Genomic DNA, 22,464 nt, shown 5'->3' on the forward strand with positions numbered 1-22,464 from the left:
CGCTATGATTCTAGATGCTCGCCCAACATCTTGATTTTATTTGCTAGTTCATATTTCCAGCCTGGCCGGAAAGCCCGGCGCGCGCAGGTCGGTGCCGACGGTATCTTCAAGCAATTTGACGATCCGGGTCGACCAGGCATCGCCGCCATAAGCCGCCTTGCCTTGCTCGAAGATCGCGTTGACGCGCGACGCCAGATCGAGCGGCACGCCGGATTGTTCGGCCATGGTCAGCGCAAAGCCAAGGTCCTTCAGCGCAAGGTCCATGGTGAAGCCGATATCGTAGGAGCCGTTCAGCACCAACTGGCTTTCGGTCTCGTGGACGAAGCTGTTGCCTGAAGACGCGACGATGGCGTGGTAGGATTGCGCGAGGTCGAGCCCGCCTTGCTTGGCCAGCATCAGCGCCTCGCCGGCGGCGACCAGATGGATGAAGGCCAGCATGTTGGTGATAACCTTGATCACCGCCGCCGAGCCGATCGGGCCCATCAGGAACGACTTGGCGCACATCGCTTCGATGGCCGGGCGGTGACGCTCGTAGAGGGGGGCGTCGCCGCCGACCAGCGCGGTGATCTTGCCGACCGCCGCCAGATGCACACCGCCGGTGACCGGGCATTCCAGCGTCTCGATCCCCTTGGCCGAGGCGAGGGCGGCCAGCCGCAAAATCTCGTCGCGGCCGTTGGTCGACATCTCGATCCAGGTGCCGCCCCTGGGCAGACCTTCCAGCAATCCGCCCGGGCCGGCCAGCACCGCCTCGCTGACTTTTGGCGAAGGCAGGCAGGTGATGGCATTGCCGGCCCGCGCCGCGGCTTCGGCCGGACTATTGGCGGCCGTCGCGCCGAGCGCGACAAGGCGCTCGACGGCGGCGGGGTCGCGGTCAACGACGGTGACGGCAAAGCCGTTGCGGATCAGGCTGGCGGCAAGGTTGCCGCCGAGATGGCCAAGACCGATGAATGCGTAGCTTTGGCTCACGGCATCAGCGGCGTCTGCATCATCTGCAGATGCAGGTCCTTGCCGGTGTAGGGATGGGCGTCGCAGACCGCCTCGTTGAGCTCGACGCCGAGGCCCGGCTCCTTCGACGGAATGACATTGCCGTCCTGCCATTCGATCTTCTTCTTCAACAGCGTGGCGTGGAAACCGTCCCACTGCTTCAGCGATTCCAGGATGAGGAAGTTGGGCAGCGTCACCGCGAGCTGGATGTTGGCGGCACCGACGACCGGCCCGCAATAGCAATGCGGCGCGACTTGGATGTGATAGGCCTCGGCCATGGCCGCGATCTTCTTGGTTTCCAGAATGCCGCCGGAGCGGCCGAGGTCCGGCTGCAGGATGGTGGCGGCGCGGTTCTCGATGACACGGGCGAATTCGGATTTGGTCGTCAGCCGCTCGCCGGTGGCGATCGGGATCGAAGTCGCGCGGGCGACCTGCGCCATCACTTCGGGCATGTCGGGCGGCACCGGCTCCTCGAACCACAGCGGATCATAAGGCTCGATGGCGCGCGCCATGCGCAGCGCGCCCGATGCCGTGAACTGGCCGTGCGTGCCGAACAGGATATCGGCGCGGGTGCCGACCGCCTCGCGGATCGCCTTGATCATGCGGGTCGAGACATCGATGTCGACGAGGCGCGGCTGATGGCCGTCGAAGGCGGTGTAGGGGCCGGCCGGGTCGAGCTTGACGGCATTGAACCCCTGCTCGACATATTCCAGCGCGCAAGCCGCCGCCATCCCCGGGTCGTTGTAGACATTCCTGCCATCCGGCGCGTCCTCGGAATGGACGCTGCCGGTGTGCGGATAGAGATAGGTGTAGGAGCGCAGCGTCTCGTGAACTTGGCCGCCAAGGAGCTTGTAGACCGGCTTGTTGGCTTCCTTGCCGACGATGTCCCAACAAGCCATTTCGAGTGCGGAAAAACAGCCCATGCCGGTCACGTCGGGGCGCTGGGTGAAGCCGGAGGAATAGGCGCGGCGGAAGAAGTTCTCGATGTCGTGCGGATCGTGGCCGATCAGATAGCGCTCGGCCATGTCCTCGACGAGCTTGGCCGTGACATGGGCGGAGAAGGTGGCGTTGTAGGCCTCGCCATAGCCGACCACGCCGCCATCGGTGGTGAGCTTGACGAAGATGAAATACTTGCCGCCGATGCCGGGTGGCGGGTTGCCGACAACCCAGGTCTTGACGTCGGTGATCTTCATGTGTGGTCCTCCAGAACCAGTTCGGCGCCCTTCCACCCGGTCATGACCGAGGCGGCGTTGGTGTTGCCGGTGATGTTGTCGGGAAAGATCGAGGCGTCGATGATGCGCAAGCCTTCGAGCCCGTGCGCCTTGAGGCGCGGATCGACGACGGAGCGCGAGGGATCGGGTCCCATGCGGCAGGTCGAGACCGGGTGATAGACGGTGCCGGAGCGTTTCCTGAAATCGGTGATCAGGTCGGCGTCGGACCGGATCGACGGACCGGGCAGCACCTCTTCGGCGATGATCTCGGCCATGGCGGGCATCGAGGCGATCTTGCGCACGAATTTCACCGCCGACAGCATTTCGTCGACATCGGCATTGGTGGAATAGGCGTTGGCGACGATCTTGGGATAGTCGAGCGGATTGCTGGAGCGGATCATGATCTCGCCGCGGCTCGATGGCCGGCAGTTGGACAGGCCGATGGAGAAGCCCGGCCACGGATCCGGCGTCAGGATCGGCCGCTCGCCGTTCTTCGGGATGAGGGTCGAGAAGGCCTGGAAATAGAGCTGCATGTTGGGGCGCGAGAAGGCCGGATCGGTGCGGAAGAAGCCGCCGCCATGGTTCATCGACAGCGACAGCGGCCCGGAGCGGGTCAGGATGTACTGCATGCCGACCAAAAGCTTGCCCCACCAGGGACGCAGGATCTGGTTCAGCGTCGGCAGCTTGCCCTTGAAGGTGTAGTTGATGCCGACATGGTCCTGCAGATTGGCGCCGACATTCTCGTTGGCATGCACGACCGGGATGCCCAAGCCTTCAAGCAGCGCCGCCGGACCCACCCCGGAGAGCTGCATGAGCTGCGGCGAGTTGATCGAACCCGCGGACAGGATGATTTCGCGGCCGGCGCGGGCCGTCCTGGTCTGACCGTTCTGCAAATACTCGACGCCGACGGCGCGCTTGCCTTCGAACAAGACGCGGCTTGCCAGCGCGTTGGTCTCCACGCGCACATTGGCGCGCTTCATCGCCGGGCGCAGGAAGGCACGGGCGGCCGACATGCGCCGGCCGTTCTTGGTCGAGATCTGGTAGATGCCGACGCCTTCCTGGGCAGCACCATTGAAATCGGGGTTGAGCGGCAGACCGGCCTGCTGGCCTGCGGTGAGATAGCGCTTCGTCAGCGGGTGGACGGCATCGGTGGTGTCGCTGATGTGCAGGGGACCGCCGCTGCCGCGCCATGCGTCGGCGCCGGCTTCATTGTCCTCGAGCGCCTTGAAGGCCGGCAACAGATCGTCATAGCCCCAGCCGGGATTGCCGGCGGCGCGCCAGTCATCGAAGTCTTCGCGGGCGCCTCTGATCCAGACCATGGCGTTGATCGAGCTCGACCCGCCAAGCAGCTTGCCGCGCGGCCAGTGGTCGACATTGCCGCCGAGGCCGGGATCCGGCTCGGTCTTGTAGTTCCAGTTCACCGTGGGATCGAAGAAGGTCTTGCCGTAGCCGAGCGGCATCTGCACGTAGAAGCGCCGGTCGCTGCCGCCGGCTTCCAGCACCAGCACCGAGAAGCGGCCCGAAGCCGACAGTTTGTCGGCCAGAACCGAGCCGGCCGAGCCGGAGCCGACGATGATGAAGTCATAGGTCTGCATGATGAAAATGGCGGCTCCGGAAATCTGGCGCAGCCTAGACGCCATGGGTTCGCCGCGTCGCCGCGCCTTCCGGCATCGGTTGTGAAAAAAGCGACTGGTATACCGGCCGGCTTTCGGGGAATGCCGACAATCGCGCTTGATATGCATGGGGTCGACGGACTATGCGGATAGCATCATTTCGGCATGATTTTTTCCGATAAGTCTGCAACTTTTCGGAATCATGCCCCTGGCCACTCCGCGCAAAGGCAGGAGAACCCATGCGTGTCCTGTCGGATGCTTTCATTCCCGAACTGCCGGGCTATTACAAAGGCAAGGTCCGCGAGAATTACGACCTGGCCGACGGCAGGCGTATCATCATCGCCACCGACCGTCTCAGCGCCTTCGACATCATTCTGACCTCGATCCCGTTCAAGGGAGAGATCCTCACCCGGACGGCGCGGTACTGGTTCGAGGAAACCGCCGACATCTGCCCGAACCATGTGCTGGAATATCCCGACCCCAACGTCGTCGTCGGCACAAGGCTCGACATACTGCCGGTCGAGATCGTCGTGCGCGGCTATCTGGCGGGGACCACCAGCACCTCGATCCTGACCCGCTACCGACGCGGCGAACGGGACATGTATGGAATGCGCCTGCCAGACGGCCTGCGCGACAATGAGAGGCTGGCCGAACCGGTCATCACGCCGACCACCAAGGCGGCCGACGGCGGCCATGACGAGCCGCTGTCCAGGGCCGAGATCCTGGAGCAGGGCCTGCTTACGCAGGAGCAGTGGGACACGGTTTCGGATTATGCCTTGAAGCTGTTCGCCCGCGGCCAGGCGCGCGCAGCCGAACGCGGCCTGATCCTGGCCGACACGAAATACGAATTCGGCACAGACAAGGACGGGACGATCATTCTCGCCGACGAAATCCACACGCCCGACAGCAGCCGGTACTGGATCGCGGCGAGCTACCAACAGGCGCTGGCTGATGGCACGCGGCCGGAGAGCTTCGACAAGGATTTCATCCGCTCATGGGTGACGGCGCGCTGCGATCCCTACAAGGACCCGATCCCGAGGATTCCGGACGAGATCGTCGAACAGGCCTCTGGGGTGTATGCCCAGGCTTACGAGGCGATCACCGGCAAGGCATTCGTTCCAGACATTTCCGGGGATACGGTTCTCGACCGCATCCGCGCTAACCTTGCACGTTATTTCTGAGAGGTGCGATCCCAGGAACCGCGTTCCTCGGCGATTGGAGGAAACCCTCCCTGACACCCGAAGCCGCTGAAAATCCGGCACAATCGGGCGAATGCAGGGTTAGCCTATGGCCTTGGGGCGAGGAAACAGCAGCCGCCGCGCGTTGACCTATTCCCGTAGCGGCGATACGGGATCGATGACCATCACTGCTTGAGGATTCTGCCCATGGTGCAGTACGCGGACGGACGGCCGATCGGAGACCTGACGCTGCGCACCCTGGCCATGCCTTCGGACGCCAATGCCGCCGGCGACATTTTCGGTGGCTGGGTGATGGCGCAGATGGATCTTGCCTGCGGCATCCGCGCCGCCGAGCGCGCCAGGGGCCGCGTGGTGACGGCGGCGGTCAAGGAGATGTCCTTCGCCAAGCCGATGAAGATCGGCGACACGCTGTGCATCTACACCCATGTCGAACGCGTCGGCCGCACCTCGATGACGCTCAAGGTCGAGGCCTGGGCGCAGCGCTACCTTTCCGACCTGATGGAAAAGGTGACGCACGCCGATTTCGTCATGGTGGCGCTCGACGGCGAGGGCAAGCCGAAGGTGGTTCCCGCCGAGAGCTGATTCGACACCGCCAAGCCCGGGCATTTGTAACATCGCCCGAGCGAAGCGATGCGTTCAGCGACATGCTGCCGTTGCCTTCCAAGCGCAATTCTCCCGGGCACCGGAGGAAGACAATGCGTCAACACCTGTTGAACGGCTGGCTTGCGGCGGCTCTCGTGGCCTTGGTCTGCCTGCTCGGCATAACCGCTTACGCCGAAGTCAAACAGGACCTTGGGCGCACTGCCTGCCTGCATGACACCACGGATGCGAAGCAGCGAACAGCGACGTGCACACTCTGCAGCCAGACGCCTTGCTTGGCGCGAAGAGCCTGACTGGCTGCCGTTGGAATGCGGTTATCGTCGAGAGGGGGGCCGGGCGCGTCGGGCCGGCATCGAGCGCCATGGACTATTTCCAAGTCGCTTTCAGGGAACCGTGACTTCGCCTGGGCAGCTAGAGCCGCTCAGTGCAGGTCCCGAATCCCTTGCCGCGCATGGGCTTCAGGCGTGCATGTCGTCGAATCTGGCGCGTGCCGACTGGACACGCTGGGTGTTCTTGCGGGCCCATTCGCCGAGCGCGCCGACCGGCACCAGCAACTCGTGACCAAGCTCCGTCAGCTCGTAATCGACGCGCGGCGGAATGGTCGGAAACACCTTGCGCGTGACGAAGCCGTCACGCTCCAGGCCGCGCAAGGTGGTGGTCAGCATCTTCTGGGAGATGCCGCCGACGGCGGCGCGCAATTCGTTGAAACGCAGCGGTCCGCCGCCCAGCTTGCCGACCACGAGCACGGTCCATTTGTCGCCGACGCGCTGCAGGATTTCCGACACGGCGCGGCAGTCCTCGGTGTTATGCGGGTGCCTCAGTAACAAAAACGTGCCTCCTTGCGCATCAAATTGTCAGTATCACATATAGCGCCGGTATCCAAACGATACCAAAAATTCCCGCAAGGAGAGCCCCTTATGTCCAAGCCCAAAATCGCCATTGTCATCGGTTCGACGCGCGCCGCCCGCTTCGCCGACGTGCCGACGCAGTGGATCGCCAAGATCGCCAAGGCACATGCCGACATCGATGTCGAAATTGTCGATCTGCGCGACTTTCCGCTGCCCTTCTTCGATGAGGTCGCCTCCTCCGCCTGGGCGCCGTCGCAGAACGAAGTCGCACAGCGCTGGCAGAAGAAGGTCGCCGGATTCGACGGCTTTATCTTCACCGCCGCCGAATACAATCACGGCCCGACGGCCGTGCTGAAGAATGCGATCGACTACGCCGCCAACGAATGGAACAAGAAGCCGGCCGGCTTTGTCGGCTATGGCAGCGTCGGTGGCGCCCGCGCCGTCGAACAGCTTCGTCTCCACGCCGTCGAATTGCAGATGGCGCCGGTCAAGTCCGCAGTCCATATCGCCTGGGGCGATTTCCTCGCCGTGCGCCAGGGCGAGAAGAAGCTCGAAGATCTCGAGCACCTGAATCAGGCCGCCACCGCGCTGGTCAACGACGTCGCCTGGTGGGCCAAGGTGCTGAAGGCCGCCCGCGCCGCCGACGCCATCGCCGGAGAAGCCCAGGCGGCCTGATCCGCCGGATCGGATTGTCCTCCCAAGGGATACGGGGCGGCGCTTGCGTCGCCCTTTTTTCGTTGGCGGCGTTCTTGCAAAGAACTTGGCCGCGGAGGGCCAGCTAAAGGTCCCGATCGGCGGCCGCCGTGGCACGGGCGAGCAGCAGGGCGCGTTCCCTGTCATTGCCGGTCAATTGGGCGGCGTGGCGGAACGCGGCACTGGCTTCCGCCCGATGGCCGAGCTTCTCCAGGAGGTCGCCGCGCACCGTTGGCAAGAGATGCGAGTCCTTCAGGCGCGGCTCGTCCTTCAGCGCCTCGACGATGGCGAGGCCTTGCGCCGGGCCGAACGCCATGCCGGCCGCCACGGCGCGGTTGATTTCGACGATGGGCGAGGGGACCGAGAGCGCAAGCGCCTGATAGTAGGCCGATATCGCGATCCAGTCGGTGTCCGCGGCGGTGACCGCGCGCGCGTGGCAGGCCGCGATCATCGCCTGCAGCAGATAGGGGCCGGGCGCCGATGTCAGGGCCATGGCGCGGTTCAGGCCGTCGAGGCCGCTCCGGATGAGCGACCAGTCCCACCGGCCGCGGTCCTGGTCGAGCAGCAGGATCGGGTCGCCCATGTTGTCGGTGCGGGCGGCGAAGCGCGAGGCATTGAGCTCCATCAGCGACACCAGCCCTTGCACCTCGGGCTCGTCAGATATCAGCGCCGCCAGCGAGCGGCCGAGGCGCAGCGCCTCGCCGCATAGATCGGCACGCAGCCAGTCCGGTCCCGCGGTGGCCACATAGCCCTCGTTGAAGATGACATAAACCACCTCCAGCACAGCCGTGAGGCGTTCGCGGCGCTCTTCCGCGCGCGGGGTCTCGAACGGGACGGCGGCATCGCGAAGGCCTCGCTTGGCGCGCACGATGCGCTGGGCGGCGGTGGCTTCGGACACCAGGAAGGCGCGGGCGATCTCCGGCGTCGACAGCCCGCCCAAGAGCCGCAAGGCAAGCGCGGCACGCTGCTCGGCGGGCAGGACGGGATGGCAAGCGGTGAAGATCAGCCGCAAAAGGTCGTCGTCGATATCCTCGTCGAGCGCCGCCTCGATGTCGGGCATCTCGCGCTCCAGCTCGGTCAAGTCGACGGCGAGTTCGCGATGCTTGCCGTCGATCATGGTGGTGCGGCGCAGCCGGTCGAGTGCCCGGTTCCTGGCGACCTGCGTCAACCAGGCGGCCGGATTGCGCGGAATGCCGTCGCGAGGCCAGCGCTCGAGCGCCAGCAGGAAGGCGTCCTGCGCGATTTCCTCGGCCAGTCCGATATCCCTGATGGTACGTGCCAGCCTGGCGGTGAGCTTTGGCTGCTCGATCCGCCAGACGGCCTCGATGGTTGCGCTGGCCGTCAACCCTTCAGCTCGCCAAAGCCTTCCGCCACCTTCTGGACGTCCTCGGGAAATTCGCTCATTTCGAAAACCTGGCGGATTTCGATCACGTCATTCTCCCCGGCGGGGCAGCGGCGAGCCCATTCGATGGCCTCGTCGCGCGAGCGCACGTCGATCACCCAGTAGCCGCCGAGAACTTCCTTGACCTCGGCGAAAGGACCGTCGACGACCACAGGCTTGCCGCCCTTGTAGCTGACCCGCGCTCCGGAGGATGGCGGATGCAGCCCGTCAAGCGCCAGCAGCACGCCGGCTTTCTTCAGCTCGAGATTGTATTTCATCATCCCTTCCACGGCCTCGGCGCCGGGCCTGACATCGGGCGTCGCCTGCGCGTAGCCGGCGGGGATCATCAGCATCATGAACCGCATGGTCTTTCTCCTTGTTGGGGTTGGTTCAATCATATGACGAACGGGCAACGACGGAATCGACACGCGCGAAGAAAATTCAAGCCCCGATCACTCCGGCAGCAACGTGGACCGCCATATCGGCGGGGCTGCCATCTGGCCCCGCCGGTCCGCCCTGATATATCCGGCTGCGATCCGTCACATGAGGGGCCTCGTGAAGTCATCCAGCCTGGCAGGCGCCGTTTCTCCCATGATCCCGGTGCTTGTCTGCGCGCTTGGCATCTTCCTGCTGTCGGGGATGGACGCGGCGATGAAGGTCCTGGTCCTTGCCGTCGGCGTCTACAACACGGTGCTGTGGCGCAGCATGCTCGCGACCGTGGTTGCCGGCGCCGGCTGGTCGGCGGGACCGCGCACGCTGCCCACGCCTTCCGTGCTCAGGCTGCATGCGCTGCGTGCCGCGGTCGTCGGCTTTGTCCTGCTGTCCTTCTTCTGGGGGCTTGCCCGGCTGCCGCTGGCGGAGGCGATCGGGCTCAGTTTCGTGGCGCCGCTGTTCGCCCTGCTGCTGGCGGCGTTGCTGCTCGGCGAACGCATACAGCGTCAGGCGATCTGGGCTTCGCTGGCCGGCATTGCGGGCGTCGCAATCATCGTCGGTGGACAGTTCGGGCAGACAAGCCATGCCAGGGATGCCTTGCTCGGCACGGCGGCGGTGCTGGTGTCGACGGTGTTCTATGCCTACAATCTGATCCTTGCGCGGCAGCAGGCGCTGGTGGCCAAGCCGATCGAGATCATGCTGTTCCAGAACCTTTGCGTGGCGGTCTTCCTTGGTCTCGCGTCACCCTGGCTGGCCATTACCCTGCCGCGCGAGCTCTGGCTTCCGCTCGCCGGCGTGACGGCGCTGTCGCTCGCCGGCCAATTCCTGATGAGCTGGGCCTATGCGCGGGCGGAAGCGCAGTATCTGATCCCGACGGAATACTCCGCCTTCATCTGGGCGATCGCACTTGGCTTCCTCTTCTTCGACGAGGCGGTGACCTGGACCACGCTGGCGGGAGCGGGTCTCATCGTCACCAGTTGCCTGATCGCGGCACGCTCAAATCCCAGGCTTGCCGAGCCGATCGAAGCCGCTCCCTGATGGCCTAAGCTTCCCGCCCACCATGCGCCGAGGAGGGAGGCTGATGGGCTCGGACGGGTAGCCGTCATCTAAGTAGATCATTCATCTAAGTAGATCCTTTGCAATTTCTAGTTTATACACCATTTTACTAAATATCTTTGCTTAAGCGCCGCTCTTTTCCCGGACAATAAGTATATGTCTTCCGAAAGATCGATGTTATGGTGGATTGTGTAATGATTCCCCGGAACGAAATCGTTCCTTTCAGCATTGATCCGACGTGGCCATCCGGAAGTCCGTAAGCGAACGGTTCGAGGCGGCCATGCCTCACGAGGAGGATGTATCCGATGAGCTTCTTCGTCAACGCCGTGGGTGTTCCTCTTCCCTATAGCGGTACGTCCAACCACTGGTTCTCGGCGCCTGGGGCCGGGCCCGACTTGTATGGCAGCGCGGGAAATGACTCGTTTTACGGAGCGGGCAATCTCAACGTCACCATGCATGGCGGCACGGGCGATGACATCTATTACCTCTATGGGGCGGGCAACAAGGTGGCCGAGGGCGCCGGGGCAGGCATCGACACGATCAGCACGTGGATGAGCTACAAGCTCCCCGCCAATGTCGAGAACCTCATCGTCACAAACCCCAACAACTACGCTTTTGGAAACGGCTTGGACAACATCATCACCGCCAAGGCCGGGCACCAGACGATCGACGGCGGCGCGGGAAACGACGTGCTGATCGACGGCGGCGGCGGTTACGACACGTTCGTCATCTCGAAAGGCAATGGCAGCGACCTGATCGCCAATTTTTCCGCCACCGACACCGTCCGCCTCAATGGCTATGGTTTCACGTCGTTCGATGCCGTTCACTCAAACCTGATCCAGGCGGGATCGAACGTGCTGCTGAACCTCGGATCCGGCGAGATCCTCGAGTTCAAGGACACGACCATCGACAAGCTGCAGCCCAACCAGTTCGAATTGCCGATCGACATGTCCGGCATGAAGCTGTCCTTCAGCGACGATTTCAACGCGCTCAATCTTCATAACGCCCAGGGCGGCACGTGGGATACCAACTTCTCATGGGGAGCGCCGAACGGCAGCACATTGACCAGCAATGGCGAGCTGCAATGGTACATCGACGCCAATTACGGGCCGACGAGTTCCGTCCACCCGTTCAGCGTGAATAACGGCGTGCTCACCATCACCGCCGCGCAGGCACCGGCCGACATCAAGCCCCTGATCAACAACTACGAATACACGTCAGGTATCCTCAATACGCACAGCACCTTCTCACAAACCTACGGCTATTTCGAAATGCGCGCCGACCTGCCCGAGAACGCCGGCGCCTGGCCCGCCTTCTGGCTGCTGCCGGCAGACGGCTCGTGGCCGCCGGAACTGGATGTGGTCGAGACGCGCGGGCAGGACCCGAACTCGTTGATCATGACGGCGCATTCGAATGAAACGGGAACCCACACCAAGGTGACGTCGACGGTAAACACCATGGATACCGCCGGCTTCCACACCTATGGGCTGCTGTGGACGCCGGACAAGCTCGTCTGGACTTATGACGGTGTCCAGGTCGCGGAAGCGGCGACGCCATCCGATATGCACAAGCCCATGTACATGCTGGCCGATCTCGCGGTCGGCGGTCTTGCCGGCGCGCCTCCCGATCATCTGGCGACGCCTGCCGAGATGAAGATCGACTATATCCGCGCCTATACGCTGGACAACGCGCCGGCGAGCGCTTTGCACACCACCACCAGCACCGCCACGCATAGCATCGCCAGCAGCACGCTGCACGGCGGTTCCGAATTCGGGGGCCACGCGTAAGGGCCGGGATCATGCAGCGGCGGGAAATGCGGAAATGACTGGACCGTCCGGCCTGCGTCCGGTCTTCCTGCGCGCTATCGCCGATGTCGGCGTTTTCTCGCTGCTGATCAACATCCTGCTGTTGGTGATTCCGCTCTACCTGCTGCAGGTGTATGACCGCGTGCTGCCGTCCTCCAGCGTCGAGACGCTTGTCTATCTGTCAGCTATCGCGGTGCTCGCGCTCGCCTTCCTCGGGCTGCTGGACGCGATCCGCGCCGTTTACACGCAGCGCGTCGCGGCGACCGTCGACCGCAAGCTGGGTGCCAGCACCTTCGCCGTTTCGCTCGGCGCGAGATATGCCGGCGGCCTGTCGCCGCTGCGCGATCTCGCTTCGGTCTGCGCCTTCATCAGGTCACGCGGCGTGGCGGTGCTGTTCGACCTGCCTTTCGCCCCTGTCTTCCTCGCCTTGCTCTATCTCATCCATCCGGTGCTGTTCTGGGTGACGGTCGCCGGCGCGGTGCTTCTGCTATTCCTCGTCGTGGCCAACCAGCTTGCGATCGGCAGGAACGATGCCTTGTCCGCGGAGCGTTCGGCGTTGGCCAGCCAGGCGGAACAGGCCTTTGCCCGCAATGCCGAGACGCTGCGAGCCATGGGCATGGTGCGGAATGCCTCGCTGGTCTGGGGACGGCACGTGGCGGCGGCGCTCACTTTCCATGACCGTTCCTCGAGCGCCAACGCCATCTTCAGCGGCGCCTCGCGGGCGCTGCGCATGATGCTGCAACTGGCGATCCTCGGCGCCGGCGCATGGCTGGTGCTGCAGGGTCAGATGACGGCCGGCATGATCTTCGCCTCCTCGCTGGTGTCGTCGCGCGCGCTGCAGCCGCTCGACCAGCTGATCGGCGCCTGGCGGCAGATCGCCGACGCGCGGCGGGCGTGGGCGCGGCTGGAAAAAGCGCTCGCAATGCGTCCGACGGAGCCGCGAAAACTGATCCTGCCCGATCCGGCCGGCGCGATTTCCGTGCAGGACGTCTTCTTCATGGCGCCGAACGCCCAACCCGGCACGGAACCCATCCTCAAGCGGCTCAACTTTGCGATCGGCGCGGGCGAAGCGCTGGCCATCGTCGGCCCGAGTGGGGCTGGCAAATCGACACTGGCGCGGTTGCTCGTGGGGGCCGCCCAACCGACCGGCGGCTCAATCAGGATCAACGGCGCCGACCTCAGGACCTGGGACGAGAGCCAGCTTGGAAAGCATGTCGGCTACCTCGCGCAGGAGGTTGAGCTCTTTCCTGGATCGATCGCGCAAAACGTCGCCCGCTTCGACCCGCAAGCGGACGACGCCGCAATCGTCGAGGCGGCAAGGCGCGCCCAGGTGCACGAGCTGATCCTGGCGCAGCGCGACGGCTACCAGACCATGATCGGCCCGTCGGACAGGGCGCTGTCGGGGGGCGAGCGCCAGCGAATCGCCCTGGCGCGCGCCTTCTACGGCAATCCGCGGCTCCTGGTGCTCGACGAGCCCAGCTCCCATCTCGACGGCAGCGGCGAGGCCGCGCTCGAGGCGGTGCTTTCGGCCGCGCGGGCGGCGGGCGTCACGGTCATCGTGATCACCCATCGCCCTTCGATCGCCGCCGCTTGCGACCGCGTGATGCTTTTGCGCGCCGGCATGGTCGAAGCCTTCGGCCCTGCCGACGAGGTGCTGCGGCGCTCGGTGATCGGCAAGGCCCCCCAGCAGAGCACGGTGGTGACCGGGTCATTCGTCCCGACAATCCGCGCGGGTGGCAGTTTCGGATCGTGAGATGACGACACAGAGCCTCGCCTGGGACAGCCAGCCGCGCACCGACATAAGACGCGTGGCCCTGACCGGCTACGTCGCCATAGCGGTGCTGGCGGGCGGCTTCGGCTATTGGGCCGTCAGCGCTCCCTTGTCGGGAGCGGTGATCACGCAAGGCACGATCTCGGCGACCGGCGGAAACATCCGCATCCAGCATCGCGAGGGCGGGATCATCAGGGAATTACCGGTCCATGAAGGCGATCGCGTGCAACAGGGCCAGGACCTGGTCGTGCTGGACCCAACGGCCGCGCAGGCCGAGCTCAACCGGCTGGTGAGGCAGTCGATCGCGCTCAGGGCAAGTGCGGCGCGGCTGGAGGCGGAACGCGACGGATTGGACAGGATGGCGCCCATCACCGAGGCGGCGCCGGCACCTTTCCAGCACGATTTCGAGATCCTGGTTCGCGAACAGCAAAAGGAATTCGACGCCAGGCTGGCCCGGTTCCGGTCGGAAAAATCGATCCTGGCACAACGCGTCGCCATGCATCGGCAGTCGGTGGTGGGGTTGCAGGCCCAGCAACAGGCCATTCAGCAGCAAGCCGACGTCGTGAAGAACGAACTCGGCATCAAGACCGGCCTGCTGGACAAGGGCCTCACCAACCGCACCGAGTACTCCCAGCTGTTGCGCAGCGAGGCCGATCTCGTCGGGCAGGCCGGGGCGTTGGAGGCCAATCTGGCGACGGCCAACACCCAGATCGTCGAGGCCCAGGAGCAGATCGAGCGCCAGACCACGCAACGCGTCGAGGAGGCGCTGACGAAGCTGGACGACGTTCGCTCCAATCTGGCCGATGTCGAGGAGCAGACCAGGGCGGCGGAGGCGGTGCTGCGGCGCACGACGATCAAGGCGCCGGAGGCAGGCATCGTGGTGTCGTCGGCCTATAATTCCAAGGGAAGCGTGATCGCCCCCGGCGAAAAGATCATGGAGATCCTGCCCACGGCATCGGGCCTCGTCGTCGATGCAAGGCTGCGGCCGAAAGACCTCGATCAGGTCCGCGTCGGCCAGCCGGCGAAACTGCGGCTGTCGGCCTTGAATGCGCGGCTCACTCCCGAGGTCTCAGCCACGGTGGCGCAAATCTCAGCGGACCGGCTCATCGACGAGGCAACGCATGAGCCCTATTTCCGCGCCAAGCTGAGGATCGCGGCCGACCTTCCGTCCGGCGTAAAGCCCGAGCAGCTTTATCCCGGAACGCCGGTCGAGGCGTTCATCAACACCGGTGACCGGACTTTCCTGGAGTATCTGGCGCGTCCGATGCTCGATTCCTTCGCCCGCGCCTTCACCGAGCGGTAGAGATCGCGGTCCGCGCAATATATATTGGCCGCCGTCGAGGGCCGCCGGGCCGAACCATGCATATGCCGTCAGCGCACCATCTCACGGTGGCCGCTGGGCAGGCGGGTGGCGATCAGCTTGTCGATGCGGCGGCCGTCGAGGTCCACGACCTCGAAACGCCAGCCCTGCGCGTCGACACATTCGCCGGTCGCCGGCAGATGGTGCATGTGCGACAGCACATAGCCGGCGACGGTCTCGTAGTCGCGGTTCTCCGGCAGGTCGATGCCGAGCACCTCGGCCATCTCGTCGGCCTGCATGTAGCCGGCGAGAAGCCATGAGCCGTCGTCGCGCTGGACGGCGTTTTCTTCCTCGCCGGCCTCGAGATCCGAGCGGAAGACGCCGGTGATGGCTTCTAGGATGTCGGCGGGGGTGACGATGCCTTCGAAGTGGCCGTATTCGTCATGCACCAGCGCCATCGGCACGTCGCTCTCCTTCAGCTTCTGCAACACATCAAGCGCATCGGCCTGGTCGTGCACGATCGGTGCCGCGCGCACATATTTGCGCGGGTCGAGCGCGCGGCCGCCGAGCAGTGCGGCCAGCACGTCGCGCGTCTGGATGACGCCGATCATGGCGTCCACCCCGCCGTCGCCGGCGGGCAGGCGCGAATGCTGGGTGTCCATCAGAAGCTTGCGGATCGTGGCGTCATCGGACTGCAGGTTGATCCAGTCGACATCGGTGCGGGGTGACATGACGGCGCGCACGGCGCGGTCGCCAAGCCGCATGACGCCGGCGATCATGCGCCGCTCGTCGGATTCGATAGTGCCGTGATGCTCGGCCTCGGCGACCAGCATCTTGATCTCCTCGTCGGTGACCTTTTCCTCGCTTTCGCCGCGCTGGCCGAGCAGCCAGAGCACGGCACGGCCCGAAATATCGAGCAGGAAGACCAGAGGGGCCGAGATGGTGGCCAGGATGGTCATTGCCGGCGCCGCCCGTGCCGCGACCCGCTCGGGATCGCGCAACGCGATCTGCTTGGGCACGAGTTCGCCGACAATCAGCGAGGCATAGGTGATGATGGCCACGACGATGCCGACGCCGAGCGGGTCGGCTATGTTCTCGCGGATGCCTGCCGTAGCCAGATATTGCGCCAGTCTCTGGCCGAGCGTGGCGCCGGAAAAGGCACCCGAGAGCACGCCGACCAGCGTGATGCCGATCTGCACGGAGGACAGGAATTTGCCGGGATTGGAGCCAAGCGCCAAAGCGCGGCCGGCACCCTTGACGTTGCGGTCGATCATCGCCTTCAGGCGAGCCGGCCGTGATGAGACGATGGCGAGTTCGGACATCGACAGAAGGCCGTTCACGCAGATGAGGACGACCACGGTGGCGATTTCAACGTATAGCATGAGGGCTCAATAGCATTGCCGCACGGCTTTCGAAAATAGTCGGCGGCCATTTTAGAAAGATGACAGCGGATGCGGGTGGATCAGACAGCATCCCAGGGCGGCGCGCCTTCGAGAAGGGGCCGTTCGGCAAGATCGTCATCGCGACGACCTGACCTGCCGTCACGGCAACTGCTTCAGCACGCCGACGACCGCCTTGCCGTCGGTGAAATAAGGGTCGCCGCCGCCATTGCGGCCGCTCCGGGTGGGGCCGATGCCCGCCAGGCCGCTGGTCGAGGCCAACAGGCCGGCGGCATTGAGATCGCCGACCATAAAGTCGCGCTCGGCATCGAGGTCGGGACCGATGTGATGGGTGATGGCGCCCGTGTCATGGCTCAGACCGACGCCGCGATCGAAGCTGGCGGCACCCAGCCAGAGCGGCCTGCCATCGTCGCCAACCGTATCCGTTCGCCAAAAACGGACGTGATGGCGCCGGTCGGCACTGTCGCCGACCGGCTTTTCGAAAGCGAGTTCCTGGGCGCGGCCTTCGAACAGCAGACGGCTTATCGGTGCGTCGGGATAGGGGCGGGAAAACAGGACACTTTCGCCGATGTCGATGGCGGTTCTCAAGGTGACGGCGTCGGCGGTGTCCCAGCCGGCGACGGCGAAAGCGTGCACCAGCTCCTTCTCCGTGCCGATCAGGCCGACATTGATGGGGTCGCCGGGAATGCCTTGCGACGTGTGGGTGACCATCTCGAAATGCCGATCGCGAAAGCCGCGATCACGGAATGTCCAGAATTCCGGCGCCGCGACATAGGCGAGCGCCAGATAGCCGCCCAGCACGGCCACTACCCAGATCGCAATGCGTCGCTGGAGGCTTCGTTGGCTCATAAAGGCGGCTCGATCCGAGCGCTATCTGTTGCCTGACGGTTCCCTGGAAATCAATGGCCAGAGATGAGCAGACGGTTTATCGTCAGCCATCATTTTTTCGTGGGGGCGGGAATGAAACGGAAGCCGACGGGCCCGAGAACGATGGCGTTGACCGCGGATCTTGTCGCCCGGGTCGAGCGCGTCGAACTGGATCCCGGGCCTGAGCCTGGAACGGCCGAGCACACCAACGCGGAGTTCGATGAGTTGGTCGCTCGACTGCTCGCCGAATATCGGCCCGAAATGCTATGGGTCTTCGCCTATGGTTCGTTGATCTGGAATCCCGAATTCGTTCCTGTCGAGCAACGCCCGGCGACGGCGCCTGGATGGCACCGTTCGTTCTGCCTGAAGCTGACGCGTTGGCGGGGGACGCGCGAATTGCCTGCCTTGATGCTGGCGCTGGACCGCGGCGGCAGCTGCAACGGGATCGTCTACCGGCTGCCCGATGAAGATCATTTCGGGCAGCTCGGCCAGCTGATGCGCCGGGAAATCGATGCCAACCCACCAACCAACGTGCCCTGCTGGGTCAAGGTCAAGACCAAGGAGGGTCCGCTGCGCGCTCTGGCTTTCGTCGCCGCGCCGGGTGGCAAGGCCTATGCCGGACGGTTGCCGTTGGAGCAGGTTGCGGACACGCTGGCGCGAGCCGCCGGACACTGGGGGTCGTCGGCGCAGTATCTGTTCCGGACCGTCAGCAAGCTGGAAGAAAGCGGTATTCGGGACAAGAATCTCTGGCGCATCCAGGATCTCGTGGCTCGGCAAATTATCGCGTCCACCGGTGACGCATGATCTTTTCCTACCGGCAGGCGCGGTAACCGTTCCTGCGGTTCTTGATGTCGAAATGGAAATGGTTGCGGTGGTCGTAATTGTAGCCGGGGCCGAGCACGGTGGTGAAATACTGGCAACCGTCGGCGCGCACATTGTTGAGGAAGCCGCGGGTGCGGAAGGCGAACAGGCCGGGTTTGCGCACGTCGATGTCGTCGCCATTGTTGAGTTCGATGCTCATGACATCGAGCGCGTTGCCCTTGCCGTGCTCCGACAGCACGCCTTCGCCGGCAATGTTGCGGCAGGAATAGCTTGAGCCCTGGTGGATGGTCCTGACGCCGGAGAAATAGCGCCAGCGGGCGGAGGGAACGAGTTCGTTCTTGGTCCAGGCGGCGAAGGTGGCGGCCATGTCGCAGGTCAGGGTCGCTGCGGGTTTCATCTGGATGCTGCCGATAGCCGTGACCTTGACCGGATAGTCGATGCCGCACTGGCCTTCATGGATCGGCGCCAGATCGGTGTAGGCGACATCGAGGCGCTTCAGCTGCTGGCGGCAATCGGTTTCGCTGGCTGGAATCTGCTCCACCGGCGACATCGGCTCGTCCATGCGCGGATAGGCGGCGGTCAGATAGGGATTTGAGGGTACGAGCTTCTGCATGCCAGCATATTGCGGCAAGGCTGCAGTCTGGGAGCCGACGTCGACAGCCGGCTGCAGTGACAGCACGCTGCCAGTGTTGCAGGCGGAAACGGCGACGAGGGCAAGGCCAGCGGCCACCATCGCTGTACATTTTGCCATCACTGCGCATTTTGATTGGCGCGCGACCGTCTCGGCGGCGCGAAATAGCTCGGCCATGGGCGGAATTCCTATCCCTGATCGGTGGGATTTTAACGATCAAGGGTAAAGGAAAGCTCAGCGTCGGCGCTCACGCCTGCGGCCGAATTGCGGCTAACTCTGTGTAGCACAACGCAAGCGCCGAGTTGCTGAGGTTTGACCCAAGATTATCCGACGCAGATGTCTATCAGGTTGCCATTGTACATGCGCCAGCACAAATCCTTTCCCTTGAAGTGGCGATGCTGGATCTGCTGGTACAGGGGCATGGGCTTCGCCGGCTTTGCAGATTTCTCATGCCTGGGTTGAATTTTCTCATGCCTGTGCTGATCTACGCGTTTTTTGAAATGCGCCGAGGCTGAAGTTATGCCTGGTGCAAATAGCACAGCCATAGACAGGAAAATGAACGCCGCATATTTCATGCTATTTCCCTTCGAGGCCTGTTCACGTGGCAAATGGAATGACCGGCTCCGAGGAGCCTGCATAGCGAATATAGTTAGATCAACTTGCAGCTCTTGAACAGGCATGGAACGGCCAAGAGTTCGATAATTCAAGGCATCGAACTCGAGCCACATTGCGGCTTGCGATCGGCGATTTTATTGGCAGAACGTTCCGCCATGCCGGCGCGGCTCGAGATCGAGATGGAAATGCAAGGAATGGTCCGGGTCGGCGCCTGGGCCGAGCACGGTCTTGAAAGGTCCGCAGGCGGCCTTGCGTACGGCGTCGAGGAATTTGCCGTCTTTTTCCGGCGGCGCCGGCCCGACCTCGATCGTCCTGCCATCGGACAGCGTAAAGCTGGCAATGTCGAGCGCGTTGCCGAAAGCATGTTCCGACAGTTTGCGTGTGCCATTGCGCGGCCGGCAGACGAAGGCCGACGCCTGGCCGATCGATTTCAGGTCGGCGCCGAATTCGGCTTTAGCCGCCGGCTGGATGACGTCGGCGGCAAAACGCGCCGCCGCCTCGGCCATCGGGCAGTTGAGCTCGGTGCCCGGAGCAATCGCGATCGATTTGCCAAGCGACTTCAGCACGACGGGGTAGGGGATCGAGCAGCCGATTTCGGGGTTGCTTTCGGCCTTGTGCTCCTCGAATTCGACCCCGAGTGTCTTCAGGCGCTCGCGGCAGGCGACTTCCTCAGCCGGCATCTTGTCGGCGGGAAGATCGGCCGAGCGTGGATCGGGCAGCATCTTCTCCTCGTCACCTGCTTCCGCCGGCTTTGGCGTTGGCTGCGGGGCGACGGCCGGCGGTTGAGGTTCGGGCGTCGTGGTGGCGGGCTTTGGCGTCGGCGTCGGCGCCACGGCAGGCGGCTCCGGCTCGCTTTCGGTTTCGGCTCGTGGTTCCGGTGGTTTCCGGCTTTTCTGATGGGACCCTTCGTCGCTGGGTAGATCGGGGTCCTTGGGCAGATCGGGCGCCGCGCCGCTCTTTGGATTTTCAGCGTTCTGGTCTTGCGACTTTGGGGTGTCCACTTTCTGAGTGTCCACCGGGCGTGGCTCGGGCACCGGAACATCGGCGGACGGCCGAGCATCCTGCGTTGCCGGCGGTGCCGGATTGGGCGCGAGATGCTGCCTGGCTCGCGCTCTCGACTGCCGCTTGCCTCGCGGTTTCAGCGGCTGATCGGCCCGCTGTGTCAGCGGCTGCTCCACGCGGGGGCTCAGCGGCCCATGGTGTTTGTGACGATGTTTGGCGTCGGCCGGCATGACCAGCAGAGCCGTGACGGCCAAGGCCAATGCAATCCTGTACCCTCGGGAAAAGCTCAGCTTTGCCATCATCCACAAAACGGCACCGGTCGGCTGAAGTTGCCTGGACAGGCGCTTAGACCCGATCACAATCGGTTACCTCCGCGTTACGCGCCGATCGCTTCCAGTCCCTCTTCCAGCCAGTCGGCGAGCAACGGCATGCCGAGCAGGTATTTTGCCGTGCGCTTGTTGGCGCGCTCGCGTGCCGCGGTTACGGCGTCGGCCCATTCCGAGGCGTCGTAGTCGCCGCGGCCGACCCAGGCCAGCGCGATCAGCTCGGCGGCCTCATCGATATTGAGGTCGTTGATCAGCTCGCGCAGCTCTTCTTCGGTGAGATTCTCCGAGCTTTCCTCGGCAAGGCCGTCATGGTGGTGGTTGTCATGCGTGTCGCCGTCGAACTCGACCTCGTGTTCGGCGCCGTCGGCATAGTCCTCGTTAACGCCCGCGCTCAGCGCCTTGGCCTTGAGAATGAACAGCCGTACGGTATCGGGGCCGATCGTGAGATCCCAGTCCTTTTCGAGCCGTCGCTGCACGGGCCCTCTCCGTCAGTCGTTTGCCGGATGATACCGGATTTGCGGCATCCGTCACCTAATGTTCTCCAGGCGATCTTTTCCGGGATGAAACGCGGACCGCTCGGCGTTAGTGTTGCATTGTCACACCCTCAGGAGGTTTCCATGCATAAAAGAGTGCTGATCCAGGCGGCGAGCGCGCTTATCGCTCTGCAGTTCCTTGCCGTTCCGGCGTTCGCCGCCGGCAGCAGTGGTGGTAGCGACCAGACTGTCACCCAGTGCAAGAAAGGCGAGGTCTGGGACAAGAAGAAGCAGAAATGCGTACCGCCGAAGGAAGGCATGCTGGACGACGACAGCATCTACGATGCAGGCCATGCGCTGGCGATGGCCGGCCGCTATGACGAGGCGATCTCGGTTCTCGTTCTTGCCGCCAACAAGCAGGATCCGCGCATCCTCAACTATCTCGGCTATTCGCACCGCCATTCCGGCCGCGTCACCGTCGGCCTCGGCTATTACGAGGAAGCGCTGCGCATCGATCCCGATTACACGCTGGTGCGCGAATATCTCGGCGAGGCGCATCTGCAGATCGGCGATCTGGCCGGCGCCCAGCAGCAGCTGATGGAAATCGAAAAGCGCACCGGCAAGGGTTCGCGCGAATACGGCATGCTGTCCGAGCAGATCGACCATTTCATGAGGAGCTGATCGGGCCCTCCTGATGTCTCAAAGCGGCTGCGAGCGATCGCGGCCGTTTTTGTTCGGCTCCGTCCCACGGCCGCCCCTGCTACAAAAGAAGGGATGATTTTTACAAAACCGATTTTTGGGCGTGAAAAGCCCGCAAAGATTGCTATATTCAAGGAAATTGCGGTGAAACGGTTCCGTTAGCCCGAGGCTGCCGGACCGTTTTCTTTTTGTACCCCAACGACAAGGCTTCCCCCGAAATGCGGGGGCGGCAGCAGGAAAGGTCAGGCACTATGAACAAGGTCCCGATGACAGGCGAGGGGTTCGCGTCATTGAAGGAAGAACTGCGTTGGCGCCAGCAGGAAGAGCGGCCTCGCATCATCGAGGCGATCTCCGAGGCGCGCTCGCATGGCGACCTGTCCGAAAATGCCGAATACCATGCCGCCAAAGAGGCGCAGAGCCTCAATGAAGGCCGCATCAACGAGCTCGAGGATTATATCGCGCGCGCCGAAGTGATCGACGTGACCAAGCTTAGCGGCGAAAAGGTCAAGTTCGGCGCCACCGTGGTGCTGGTCGACGAGGACACCGAGGAGAAGAAGACCTACCAGATCGTCGGCGACCAGGAAGCCGACGTGAAATCCGGCCGCATCTCGATCTCCTCGCCCATCGCGCGCGCGCTCATCGGCAAGGAAGTCGGCGACGCCATCGAGGTGAATGCGCCGGGCGGCGCCAGGGGTTACGAGATCGTCCAGGTGCAGTTCATCTGAGAGCGTCGGCT

General features: G+C 63.8%; 22 protein-coding genes. 10 read left to right on the forward strand and 12 right to left on the reverse strand.

The genetic code is table 11. The features are described from left to right. Positions 1-48: 48 nt before the first annotated feature. The 3 genes from FJ954_RS27975 to FJ954_RS27985 are packed head-to-tail and all read right to left on the reverse strand — an operon-like array spanning position 49 to position 3,790. On the reverse strand, positions 49-966 hold the full coding sequence (locus tag FJ954_RS27975; RefSeq protein WP_140664892.1) for an NAD(P)-dependent oxidoreductase: 918 nt from the start codon (positions 964-966) through the stop codon (positions 49-51). Next, the gene (locus FJ954_RS27980; protein WP_140664895.1) at positions 963-2,177 is read right to left on the reverse strand and encodes a mandelate racemase/muconate lactonizing enzyme family protein; all 1,215 of its coding nucleotides are present in this window, start codon (positions 2,175-2,177) and stop codon (positions 963-965) included. The genes FJ954_RS27975 and FJ954_RS27980 overlap by 4 nt, the downstream gene beginning before the upstream one ends. Further along, the gene (locus FJ954_RS27985; protein ID WP_140665064.1) at positions 2,174-3,790 is read right to left on the reverse strand and encodes a GMC family oxidoreductase N-terminal domain-containing protein; all 1,617 of its coding nucleotides are present in this window, start codon (positions 3,788-3,790) and stop codon (positions 2,174-2,176) included. Before FJ954_RS27985 ends, FJ954_RS27980 begins: the two co-directional genes overlap by 4 nt. Before the next feature lie 257 nt (positions 3,791-4,047). On the opposite strand from FJ954_RS27985, the gene FJ954_RS27990 reads away from it, so the two are divergent. Beyond that, positions 4,048-4,989: a phosphoribosylaminoimidazolesuccinocarboxamide synthase gene (locus tag FJ954_RS27990; protein WP_140664898.1), complete on the forward strand. Its 942-nt coding sequence runs from the start codon at positions 4,048-4,050 to the stop codon at positions 4,987-4,989. Between the two features lie 204 nt (positions 4,990-5,193). Further along, positions 5,194-5,589 (forward strand): acyl-CoA thioesterase, encoded by a 396-nt coding sequence (locus FJ954_RS27995; RefSeq protein ID WP_140664901.1) that lies wholly within the window; start codon positions 5,194-5,196, stop codon positions 5,587-5,589. 476 nt (positions 5,590-6,065) lie between these two features. On the opposite strand, the gene FJ954_RS28005 is transcribed toward FJ954_RS27995, so the two are convergent. Next, positions 6,066-6,434, reverse strand: coding sequence for a helix-turn-helix domain-containing protein (locus FJ954_RS28005; protein ID WP_023770230.1), 369 nt, complete (start codon positions 6,432-6,434; stop codon positions 6,066-6,068). Between the two features lie 90 nt (positions 6,435-6,524). On the opposite strand from FJ954_RS28005, the gene FJ954_RS28010 reads away from it, so the two are divergent. Next, positions 6,525-7,130, forward strand: a complete 606-nt coding sequence (locus FJ954_RS28010; protein ID WP_140617723.1) for an NADPH-dependent FMN reductase — start codon at positions 6,525-6,527, stop codon at positions 7,128-7,130. Positions 7,131-7,233: 103 nt separating this feature from the next. Here FJ954_RS28010 and FJ954_RS28015 read toward each other — a convergent pair whose 3' ends face one another. Together FJ954_RS28015 and FJ954_RS28020 are read right to left on the reverse strand one after the other, a co-directional pair. Next, positions 7,234-8,493: an RNA polymerase sigma factor gene (locus FJ954_RS28015; RefSeq protein WP_140664906.1), complete on the reverse strand. Its 1,260-nt coding sequence runs from the start codon at positions 8,491-8,493 to the stop codon at positions 7,234-7,236. Then, positions 8,490-8,894: a YciI family protein gene (locus FJ954_RS28020; RefSeq protein WP_140664909.1), complete on the reverse strand. Its 405-nt coding sequence runs from the start codon at positions 8,892-8,894 to the stop codon at positions 8,490-8,492. Before FJ954_RS28020 ends, FJ954_RS28015 begins: the two co-directional genes overlap by 4 nt. A 178-nt stretch (positions 8,895-9,072) precedes the next feature. Here FJ954_RS28020 and FJ954_RS28025 point away from each other — a divergent pair, with 178 nt between their 5' ends. From FJ954_RS28025 to FJ954_RS28040, 4 genes are all read left to right on the forward strand, one after another. Further along, positions 9,073-9,999 (forward strand): DMT family transporter, encoded by a 927-nt coding sequence (locus FJ954_RS28025; RefSeq protein ID WP_140664912.1) that lies wholly within the window; start codon positions 9,073-9,075, stop codon positions 9,997-9,999. 323 nt (positions 10,000-10,322) lie between these two features. Then, on the forward strand, positions 10,323-11,804 hold the full coding sequence (locus tag FJ954_RS28030) for a family 16 glycosylhydrolase (RefSeq protein WP_140617725.1): 1,482 nt from the start codon (positions 10,323-10,325) through the stop codon (positions 11,802-11,804). A gap of 34 nt (positions 11,805-11,838) precedes the next feature. Further along, positions 11,839-13,575, forward strand: coding sequence for a type I secretion system permease/ATPase (locus FJ954_RS28035; protein WP_140664915.1), 1,737 nt, complete (start codon positions 11,839-11,841; stop codon positions 13,573-13,575). A 1-nt stretch (position 13,576) separates the two neighbouring features. Next, complete coding sequence (locus tag FJ954_RS28040; RefSeq protein WP_140664917.1) at positions 13,577-14,896, forward strand: HlyD family type I secretion periplasmic adaptor subunit; 1,320 nt, start codon at positions 13,577-13,579, stop codon at positions 14,894-14,896. A gap of 68 nt (positions 14,897-14,964) precedes the next feature. Here the strand turns inward: FJ954_RS28040 and FJ954_RS28045 are convergent, their stop codons facing one another. Together FJ954_RS28045 and FJ954_RS28050 are read right to left on the reverse strand one after the other, a co-directional pair. Further along, positions 14,965-16,275 carry a hemolysin family protein gene (locus tag FJ954_RS28045; RefSeq protein ID WP_140617728.1) on the reverse strand — a complete coding sequence of 437 codons (1,311 nt, stop codon included), beginning with the start codon at positions 16,273-16,275 and terminating at the stop codon, positions 14,965-14,967. A 159-nt stretch (positions 16,276-16,434) separates the two neighbouring features. Next, the gene (locus FJ954_RS28050; protein ID WP_140664920.1) at positions 16,435-17,142 is read right to left on the reverse strand and encodes an LssY C-terminal domain-containing protein; all 708 of its coding nucleotides are present in this window, start codon (positions 17,140-17,142) and stop codon (positions 16,435-16,437) included. A 111-nt stretch (positions 17,143-17,253) separates the two neighbouring features. Between FJ954_RS28050 and FJ954_RS28055 the strand changes: the two genes are divergently transcribed. Next, entirely contained in the window at positions 17,254-17,964 is a 711-nt protein-coding gene (locus FJ954_RS28055; protein WP_140664923.1) for a gamma-glutamylcyclotransferase, read from the forward strand. A 7-nt stretch (positions 17,965-17,971) separates the two neighbouring features. Here FJ954_RS28055 and FJ954_RS28060 read toward each other — a convergent pair whose 3' ends face one another. The 4 genes from FJ954_RS28060 to FJ954_RS28075 all read right to left on the reverse strand — a co-directional run bounded on the left by FJ954_RS28060 (position 17,972) and on the right by FJ954_RS28075 (position 21,032). After that, the gene (locus tag FJ954_RS28060; RefSeq protein WP_140664925.1) at positions 17,972-18,790 is read right to left on the reverse strand and encodes an extensin family protein; all 819 of its coding nucleotides are present in this window, start codon (positions 18,788-18,790) and stop codon (positions 17,972-17,974) included. Between the two features lie 146 nt (positions 18,791-18,936). Further along, positions 18,937-19,188 carry a hypothetical protein gene (locus FJ954_RS28065; RefSeq protein WP_140664928.1) on the reverse strand — a complete coding sequence of 84 codons (252 nt, stop codon included), beginning with the start codon at positions 19,186-19,188 and terminating at the stop codon, positions 18,937-18,939. 174 nt (positions 19,189-19,362) lie between these two features. Beyond that, positions 19,363-20,406, reverse strand: coding sequence for an extensin family protein (locus FJ954_RS28070; protein WP_181173979.1), 1,044 nt, complete (start codon positions 20,404-20,406; stop codon positions 19,363-19,365). 200 nt (positions 20,407-20,606) lie between these two features. Next, positions 20,607-21,032 carry a DUF3775 domain-containing protein gene (locus FJ954_RS28075; protein ID WP_140664934.1) on the reverse strand — a complete coding sequence of 142 codons (426 nt, stop codon included), beginning with the start codon at positions 21,030-21,032 and terminating at the stop codon, positions 20,607-20,609. A 141-nt stretch (positions 21,033-21,173) separates the two neighbouring features. Between FJ954_RS28075 and FJ954_RS28080 the strand changes: the two genes are divergently transcribed. Then, positions 21,174-21,710 carry a tetratricopeptide repeat protein gene (locus FJ954_RS28080; RefSeq protein WP_140617735.1) on the forward strand — a complete coding sequence of 179 codons (537 nt, stop codon included), beginning with the start codon at positions 21,174-21,176 and terminating at the stop codon, positions 21,708-21,710. A 269-nt stretch (positions 21,711-21,979) separates the two neighbouring features. Continuing rightward, positions 21,980-22,453 (forward strand): transcription elongation factor GreA, encoded by a 474-nt coding sequence (greA, locus tag FJ954_RS28085; RefSeq protein WP_015316152.1) that lies wholly within the window; start codon positions 21,980-21,982, stop codon positions 22,451-22,453. Positions 22,454-22,464: the final 11 nt, after the last annotated feature.

Origin of the sequence: Mesorhizobium sp. B2-3-15 (assembly GCF_006442875.1) — a bacterium.
Lineage (GTDB): Bacteria > Pseudomonadota > Alphaproteobacteria > Rhizobiales > Rhizobiaceae > Mesorhizobium > Mesorhizobium australicum.

What these genes read in the sequence shown, in the direction of transcription:
- FJ954_RS27980 (WP_140664895.1), bottom strand. Translation starts at nt 2,177, where the DNA reads ATGAAGATCACCGACGTCAAGACCTGGGTTGTCGGCAACCCGCCACCC.
- FJ954_RS27985 (WP_140665064.1), bottom strand. Translation starts at nt 3,790, where the DNA reads ATGCAGACCTATGACTTCATCATCGTCGGCTCCGGCTCGGCCGGCTCG.
- FJ954_RS27990 (WP_140664898.1), top strand. Translation starts at nt 4,048, where the DNA reads ATGCGTGTCCTGTCGGATGCTTTCATTCCCGAACTGCCGGGCTATTAC.
- FJ954_RS27995 (WP_140664901.1), top strand. Translation starts at nt 5,194, where the DNA reads ATGGTGCAGTACGCGGACGGACGGCCGATCGGAGACCTGACGCTGCGC.
- FJ954_RS28010 (WP_140617723.1), top strand. Translation starts at nt 6,525, where the DNA reads ATGTCCAAGCCCAAAATCGCCATTGTCATCGGTTCGACGCGCGCCGCC.
- FJ954_RS28020 (WP_140664909.1), bottom strand. Translation starts at nt 8,894, where the DNA reads ATGCGGTTCATGATGCTGATGATCCCCGCCGGCTACGCGCAGGCGACG.
- FJ954_RS28025 (WP_140664912.1), top strand. Translation starts at nt 9,073, where the DNA reads ATGAGGGGCCTCGTGAAGTCATCCAGCCTGGCAGGCGCCGTTTCTCCC.
- FJ954_RS28030 (WP_140617725.1), top strand. Translation starts at nt 10,323, where the DNA reads ATGAGCTTCTTCGTCAACGCCGTGGGTGTTCCTCTTCCCTATAGCGGT.
- FJ954_RS28035 (WP_140664915.1), top strand. Translation starts at nt 11,839, where the DNA reads ATGACTGGACCGTCCGGCCTGCGTCCGGTCTTCCTGCGCGCTATCGCC.
- FJ954_RS28040 (WP_140664917.1), top strand. Translation starts at nt 13,577, where the DNA reads ATGACGACACAGAGCCTCGCCTGGGACAGCCAGCCGCGCACCGACATA.
- FJ954_RS28045 (WP_140617728.1), bottom strand. Translation starts at nt 16,275, where the DNA reads ATGCTATACGTTGAAATCGCCACCGTGGTCGTCCTCATCTGCGTGAAC.
- FJ954_RS28050 (WP_140664920.1), bottom strand. Translation starts at nt 17,142, where the DNA reads ATGAGCCAACGAAGCCTCCAGCGACGCATTGCGATCTGGGTAGTGGCC.
- FJ954_RS28055 (WP_140664923.1), top strand. Translation starts at nt 17,254, where the DNA reads ATGAAACGGAAGCCGACGGGCCCGAGAACGATGGCGTTGACCGCGGAT.
- FJ954_RS28060 (WP_140664925.1), bottom strand. Translation starts at nt 18,790, where the DNA reads ATGGCCGAGCTATTTCGCGCCGCCGAGACGGTCGCGCGCCAATCAAAA.
- FJ954_RS28065 (WP_140664928.1), bottom strand. Translation starts at nt 19,188, where the DNA reads ATGAAATATGCGGCGTTCATTTTCCTGTCTATGGCTGTGCTATTTGCA.
- FJ954_RS28080 (WP_140617735.1), top strand. Translation starts at nt 21,174, where the DNA reads ATGCATAAAAGAGTGCTGATCCAGGCGGCGAGCGCGCTTATCGCTCTG.
- greA (WP_015316152.1), top strand. Translation starts at nt 21,980, where the DNA reads ATGAACAAGGTCCCGATGACAGGCGAGGGGTTCGCGTCATTGAAGGAA.